Annotated in this window: 6 protein-coding genes; 2 read left to right on the top strand and 4 right to left on the bottom strand. The window is 63.3% G+C overall.

Translation table 11 applies throughout. The features are described from left to right. Both Q0K17_RS09790 and Q0K17_RS09785 read left to right on the top strand, forming a co-directional pair. Positions 1–1,233, top strand: a 1,233-nt coding sequence (locus Q0K17_RS09790; RefSeq protein WP_294542653.1) for a glycosyltransferase family 2 protein, incomplete at its 5' end; no start/stop codon positions are given. An 11-nt stretch (positions 1,234–1,244) separates the two neighbouring features. After that, the gene (locus Q0K17_RS09785; RefSeq protein ID WP_294542651.1) at positions 1,245–3,083 is read left to right on the top strand and encodes a glycosyltransferase family 2 protein; all 1,839 of its coding nucleotides are present in this window, start codon (positions 1,245–1,247) and stop codon (positions 3,081–3,083) included. A 72-nt stretch (positions 3,084–3,155) separates the two neighbouring features. Here the strand turns inward: Q0K17_RS09785 and atpC are convergent, their stop codons facing one another. The 4 genes from atpC to atpA all read right to left on the bottom strand — a co-directional run. Then, positions 3,156–3,557 (bottom strand): ATP synthase F1 subunit epsilon, encoded by a 402-nt coding sequence (gene atpC, locus Q0K17_RS09780; protein ID WP_294542648.1) that lies wholly within the window; start codon positions 3,555–3,557, stop codon positions 3,156–3,158. Beyond that, positions 3,554–4,954: a F0F1 ATP synthase subunit beta gene (atpD, locus tag Q0K17_RS09775; RefSeq protein ID WP_294542647.1), complete on the bottom strand. Its 1,401-nt coding sequence runs from the start codon at positions 4,952–4,954 to the stop codon at positions 3,554–3,556. The genes atpC and atpD overlap by 4 nt, the downstream gene beginning before the upstream one ends. 39 nt (positions 4,955–4,993) lie before the next feature. Continuing rightward, positions 4,994–5,839 carry an ATP synthase F1 subunit gamma gene (gene atpG, locus Q0K17_RS09770; protein ID WP_294542646.1) on the bottom strand — a complete coding sequence of 282 codons (846 nt, stop codon included), beginning with the start codon at positions 5,837–5,839 and terminating at the stop codon, positions 4,994–4,996. Positions 5,840–5,860: 21 nt separating this feature from the next. Continuing rightward, positions 5,861–6,813 (bottom strand): F0F1 ATP synthase subunit alpha (gene atpA, locus Q0K17_RS09765; RefSeq protein ID WP_294542645.1); only part of this gene is annotated, 953 nt, incomplete at its 5' end.

Genomic DNA, 6,813 nt, shown 5'->3' with positions numbered 1-6,813 from the left:
TCTGCCGACCTGAAACAGCTGGGCGGCTACCACTTCAAGCCGGACTTTGCCCCCGACTACCTGCGGGGGTGCAACTTCATCACTCATCTGGCCGTGTTTTCCCGCCCGCTGCTGGACGCGGCCGGTGCTGCCGAGTACAAGGAATTCGACGGTGCCCAGGACCATGATCTGTTGCTGCGCCTGACCGAGAAGGCCGCCCGCATCGAGCATATCAAGAAGGTGCTGTATATCTGGCGGGGCCACGCCGGGTCCACTGCTGCGGGCATGGAGGCCAAACCCTATGCCCTGGAGGCGGGGGTGCGGGCCATCGACGCCCAGCTCCAGCGGCTGAACCTGCCCGGTAAGGCGGAACTGGTGCCCGGTGCGCCCGGGGCTTTCCAGGTGCGGTATGAGCTCACCGGCCACCCGCTGGTCTCGGTGCTCATCCCCAACAAGGACCACACCGACGACCTGGAACGCTGCCTGTCCAGCCTGTACCGGAACGCCGGGTATGACAACTTTGAGGTGCTGGTCATCGAGAACAACTCCACCGATCCCGCCACCGAGGAATACTACAAGACCCTGCCCGACCGGTACAAAAACTGCCGGGTGGTGCGGTACCAGGGGCCCTTCAACTTTTCTGCCATCAACAACTTCGGCGCGGAACAGGCCAGGGGCGAACACCTGCTGCTGCTCAACAACGATATTGAGGTTCTCTCTCTCGATTTCCTGCGGGAGCTGCTCAGCTACAGCCAGCGGGCGGACGTGGGGGCGGTGGGCGCCAAGCTCTATTACCCCGACGACACCATCCAGCACGCCGGGGTCATCATGGGCATCAACGGCTCGGCGGGGCACAGCCACAAGAGCTACCCCCGCAAGGCGGTGGGGGACCTGTACCGTCTGGTCACCACCCAGGACTATATGGCCGTCACCGGCGCCTGCCTCATGACCAAGGCCAGCCTCTACCGGGCGGCGGGCGGTCTGGACGAAGAAAACTTCGCCGTGGCCTACAACGATGTGGACTACTGCCTGAAACTGTGGCAGCAGGGCCTGCTCAACGTCTTTACCCCCCGGGCGGAGGCCTACCACTACGAGAGCAAGAGCCGGGGGCTGGATACCCTTTCGGAGAACGCCCGCCGGTATGAGCGGGAGAAAGCGGCCTTTTACGCCAAGTACAAGGCCTATATTGATAATTACGATCCGTATTATAATCCGCATTTCAACAATCTGTTTGAAAACTTCGGCCTGAAGTGAGGAGCACCGCCATGAATCTGCAAGCCAAGCGCATGAAGGAACTCTTCGGCTACGCTGCCACCCTGACCAAAGAGCAGGGGCCCGTCGTCATGGCGGGTCGGGCCGCGGGCTTTTTCAAGCGGCGGTTTCTGGGCAAGCGGGCCCGGTATCTGCCTTCCTCCAAGGCCCTGGCCGCCCAGCGGGCGGCGGATACCTCCGGCTTCCCGGTCATCAGCATCCTGACCCCCCTGTACAACACCCCCAAACCTTTTCTGGAACAGTTTCTGGACAGCGTGCAGAACCAGACCAGCCCCCGCTGGCAGCTCTGCCTGGTGGATGCCTCGGATGAAGCCCACCCGGAGGTAGGCCAGCTGGTGCAGGCCCGGGCGGCCAAGGACCCCCGCATTGTGTATCAGAAAATCGAGAACGGGGGCATTGCGGCCAACACCAACGCCGCCGCCAGACTGGCCACCGGGGAGTATCTGGCCCTGGCTGACCATGACGACATGCTGGCGCCCCATGCCATCTACTGCATGGGCAAAGCCCTGGCCCATACCGAGGCGGACTTTGCATACAGTGACGAAGCCCTCTTCCGCAAGACCCCGGCGGGGGCCCATGTGGCCCATTTCAAGCCGGATTACGCTCCCGAATACCTCATGTCGGTGAATTACATCTGCCATCTGGCGGTGTTCCGCCGCAGCCTGTTCGAGGCGGTGGGCAGGGAGCGCCCCGAATGTGACGGCGCCCAGGACCACGATCTGTTCCTGCGCCTCATCGACGAGATGCAGCGCACCGACCCCAAGGCCAAGCCCCTGCATCTGGCCCAGGTGCTCTATTACTGGCGGGTGCATGCGGCGTCCACCAGCGGCGGCACCGGGGCCAAGCCCTATGTGCTGGCAGCGGCCCGCAAGGCGGTGGCCGACCATCTGGCCGCCACCGGACGGCAGGGCAGGGTGGAGGACGGTCTCTTCCCCGGTACCTGCCATGTGGTCTGGGACCTGCCCGACCCGGCGCCTCTGGTGTCCATCCTTATCCCCAACAAGGACCACACCGACGACCTGGAAAAGTGCCTGCACAGCCTGTATGCCAAGACCTTCTACGAGAATTTCGAGGTCATCATCATCGAGAACAACTCCACCGACCCCGCCACCACCGCCTATTACAAGACCCTGCCCCAGCGGTACGACCGCTGCCGGGTGGTGGGCTTCAACGGCAGCTTCAACTTCAGCCGCATCAACAATTTCGGCCGCAAGTTCGCCCAGGGCAAGTTCCTGCTCCTGCTCAACAATGACATTGAGGTCATCCGGGGGGACTGGCTCACCCAGATGGTGGCCGAAGCCTCCCAGCCCGGGGTGGGTGCCTGTGGTGCCATGCTCTATTATCCCGACGATACCATCCAGCACGCCGGCATCATCACCGGCCTGGGCGGCTACGCCGGACACAGCCACAAATACCACAAGCGGGGCGGCAGCGGCTATATGTTCCGTCTGGCCACCGTGCAGGACTTTTCCGCCGTCACGGCGGCCTGCCTGCTGGTGCGCACCGCGGTGTTTGATGCGGTGGGCGGCATGGATGAGGCCTTCACCGTGGCTTTCAACGACGTGGACTTCTGCCTGCGGGTGCGGGATGCCGGCTGGCGCATCGTCTGGACGCCCTACGCCGAACTCTACCACCACGAGAGCAAATCCCGGGGCTCCGATGAGGAGGACCCGGCCAAGAAGGCCCGTTTCGCCAAGGAGCAGGCCCGCTTGTATGAGGTCCACGGACGGGACAACATCCTCCGCGACCCCTACTATAACCCCTGCCTGTCCCTGGATTATGAGGACTTCCGGGAAAGCGGCGACCTGCGCCGTCTGAAAAATCCGGACTGAACACAAAAACAACCCGCCCCCGCAAAGCAGCTGCCTTGCGGGGGCGGGTTTTCGGTTTTATGGGATTGCCGGTCAGCGGGCCACGCTGGTGCGCACCAGGGCGCGTTTCAGGCGGGCCTGGGCCATTTCCAGTTCCCGGGCATCCAGCTCCTTGCGGGCCAGGATCTCCTCGGCACGCTGGCGGCTGGCCTCGGCCCGGGCCTTGTCGATCTCCTCAGCCCACTCCCAGGTGGTGGCCACCAGACGGGCGGCACCCTTGGTCACGGCCAGCAGACCGCCGATGCAGGCGGCCCGACGCACCGTGCCGTCCTCCAGGGTCAGACGGGCTTCGCCCATGCCCAGTGCGGTCATATAATCGCAGTGGCGGGCCAGGATGCACACGTCCCCGGCGATGGTGCGGCAGAACAGCCGTTCGGCCTGACCGTCAAAGATCAGGCCGTCGGGCGTCACGATCTGAATGGGAAAGGTCATCATTCATCACCCTTCTTGGCGCGGGCCACCACATCGTCGATGGTGCCGGCAAAGAGGAAGGCGCTTTCGGGCACGTCGTCGTGCTTGCCTTCCAGAATCTCCTTGAAGCCGCGGATGGTCTCTTTCAGCGGCACATACTGGCCGGGCATACCGGTGAACTGTTCGGCCACCGTGAAGCTCTGGCTCAGGAAGCGCTGGACCTTGCGGGCGCGGTTGACGGTGAGCTTGTCCTCCTCGCTCAGTTCGTCCATACCCATGATGGCGATGATATCCTGCAGTTCCTTGTAGCGCTGCAGCACCTTCTGGACGCTGCGGGCCACTTCGTAGTGCTCGGTGCCCACCACGTCGGGGGACAGGATGCGGCTGGAAGATTCCAGCGGGTCCACGGCGGGGTAGATGCCCTGGGACGAGATGGCACGGCTCAACACCGTGGTGGCGTCCAGATGGGCGAAGGTGGTGGCCGGGGCGGGGTCGGTCAGGTCGTCGGCGGGCACGTAGACGGCCTGCACACTGGTGATGGAGCCCCGCTTGGTGGAGGTGATGCGCTCCTGCAGGGCGCCCATCTCGGTGGCCAGGGTGGGCTGGTAGCCCACGGCGGAGGGCATACGGCCCAGCAGAGCCGAAACCTCACTGCCGGCCTGGGTAAAGCGGAAGATGTTGTCGATGAACAGCAGCACGTCCTGGTTCTGCACATCGCGGAAATACTCCGCCATGGTCAGGCCGCTCAGGGCCACCCGCATACGGGCTCCCGGGGGCTCGTTCATCTGGCCGTAGACCAGGGCGGTCTTGTTGATAACGCCGCTCTCGCTCATTTCGCCGTACAGGTCGTTGCCCTCACGGGTACGTTCGCCCACGCCGGTAAAGACCGAGTAGCCGCCGTGCTGGGTGGCCACGTTGTTGATCAGTTCCTGGATCAGAACCGTCTTGCCCACGCCGGCGCCGCCGAACAGGCCGATCTTGCCGCCCTTGGCGTAGGGGCAGATCAGGTCCACAACCTTGATGCCGGTTTCCAGGATCTCGGTGGTGGTCTCCTGCTCGTCATAGCTGGGCGGGTCGCGGTGAATGGGCCAGCGCTCCATCCCTTCGGGGGCGGGCTTGTTGTCGATGGCGTCGCCCAGCAGGTTGAACACACGGCCCAGGCAGGCATCGCCCACCGGTACGGTGATGGGGCCGCCGGTGTCCACGGCTTCGGCGCCGCGCACCAGGCCGTCGGTACTGCTCATGGCAATGCAGCGGGCCACATTGTCGCCAATGTGCTGTGCCACCTCCACCACCAGACGCTGGCCGTTGTTGTCCAGCTCAATGGCGTTGCGAAGGTTGGGCAGCTGCCCGTCCGCAAAGCGAATGTCCAGTACCGGCCCGATCACCTGGACCACGGTTCCCACATTTTTATTGGACATGGTAGTCTCTCCTTCATTTTAGTATCCCGGCACAAAGCGTTACGCTTCGCCGCCCGCCACGATCTCGGTGATCTCCTGCGTGATCGCGGCCTGACGGGCCCGGTTGTAATGCAGGCTGAGGGTCTCGATCATCTCGCCCGCGTTCTTGCTGGCGGCGTCCATGGCGGTACGCCGTGCACCCATCTCGCTGGCCACGCTCTCGCACAAGGCACCGTACACCAGCCCTGCCAGATATTCCGGCACAATGGCATTGTATACCGATTCGCAGTCCGGCTCATACAGGATGAGCTGGTGCGGCCCGGGTTCGGGGCGCTTGGGGGCGTTCAGCGGCAGCAGCCGCAGCACAGCCGGGGTCTGGGTCAGCATGGAAACAAAATTGGTGTACACCACATAGACTTCGTCGTATTCGCCGTCCAAAAATCCCTTGGCCAGCATCCGCGCCATGGTGAAGCAGTGCCCCACCGAAACATCCTCCGCCTCGTGGAACTCCTTGCTCAGGATCTCCACATTCTGGCGCTGGTAGTGTTCCAGGGCCTTTTTGCCCACCGGCAGCACGCAGCAGTCCCGCCCCTGCATGTGGGCGGCGGCCGCCTTGAATACGTTGGCGTTGTAGCCGCCGGCCAGACCGCGGTCACCGGCAATGACCACATAGCAGGTGCGTTTCACCGGCCGGACCACCGTGTAGACCGAGGAAAAATCCGTGTTGCTGGCAGCGATGTCAGCCAGTGTCTGGTGCAGCACCTCAAAGCAGGGGCGGCTTTTTTCCACCCGCAGTTTGGCGTGCCGCAGCTTGGAGGAAGCCACCAGCTCCATGGCCTTGGTGATCTGCATGGTGCTCTCTACGCTTTTGATGCGCAGTTTGATGTCTTTCATGGAACCAGCCATGCGTTTGTCCCTCCTTTACACTCAATGGGACCGCACGAACTGGTCGGTGTACGCCTTCAGGGCGCTGTTCAGGGTCTCCTCGTCGGCGGATTCCAGCTTGCCGGTCTCCCGGATGGAGCGCAGCAGGGCGTCGTTGTTGGTATCCAGATACTCATACAGCCCCTGCTCGTACTCCTTGACCTGCTCCACTTCGATCTCCTGCAGGTACTTGTGGGTGACGGCGTAGATGATGCACACCTGCTTTTCCACCGGCACGGGGGCATTGCGGTCCTGCTTGAGGATCTCCACAATGCGCTGGCCCTGGGCCAGACGGAACTTGGTGTCGTCGTCCAGGTCGCTGCCGAACTGGGCGAAGCTCTGCAGTTCCAGGTACTGGCTGTAGATCAGCTTCAGGGTGCCGGAGACCTTCTTCATGGCCTTGATCTGGGCGTTGCCGCCCACACGGGACACCGAGATACCGGGGTTGACCGCGGGCATGACGCCGGAATGGAACAGTTCGCTTTCCAGGAAGATCTGGCCGTCGGTGATGGAGATGACGTTGGTGGGAATATACGCCGAAACGTCACCGGCCTGGGTCTCGATGATGGGCAGGGCGGTCAGACTGCCGCCGCCCTTTTCGTCGCTCATGCGGGCCGCGCGTTCCAAAAGACGGCTGTGCAGGTAGAAGACGTCGCCGGGGTAGGCTTCACGTCCCGGCGGACGGCGGATCAGCAGGCTCAGGGCACGGTAAGCCACGGCGTGCTTGGACAGGTCGTCGTAGATGACCAGCACGTCCTTGCCCTTCTGCATGAAGTATTCGCCCATGGCGCAGCCCGCGTACGGTGCGATGTACTGTACGGGGGACAGCTCGCTGGCGGTGGCGCTGACCACGATGGTGTAGTCCATGGCGCCGCCCCGCTCCAGGGTGTTCACCAGCTGGGCCACGGTGCTCTGCTTCTGGCCGATGGCCACATAGATGCAGATGACGCCGGTGC

This window comes from uncultured Gemmiger sp. (genome assembly GCA_944388105.1).
Lineage (GTDB): Bacteria > Bacillota > Clostridia > Oscillospirales > Ruminococcaceae > Gemmiger.
This window is presented reverse-complemented; position numbering and strand designations above follow the sequence as displayed.

Bases quoted from the DNA above. Each gene is read 5' to 3' on its own strand.
- Q0K17_RS09785 (WP_294542651.1), top strand. From the start codon at position 1,245: ATGAATCTGCAAGCCAAGCGCATGAAGGAACTCTTCGGCTACGCTGCC.
- atpC (WP_294542648.1), bottom strand. From the start codon at position 3,557: ATGATGACCTTTCCCATTCAGATCGTGACGCCCGACGGCCTGATCTTT.
- atpD (WP_294542647.1), bottom strand. From the start codon at position 4,954: ATGTCCAATAAAAATGTGGGAACCGTGGTCCAGGTGATCGGGCCGGTA.
- atpG (WP_294542646.1), bottom strand. From the start codon at position 5,839: ATGGCTGGTTCCATGAAAGACATCAAACTGCGCATCAAAAGCGTAGAG.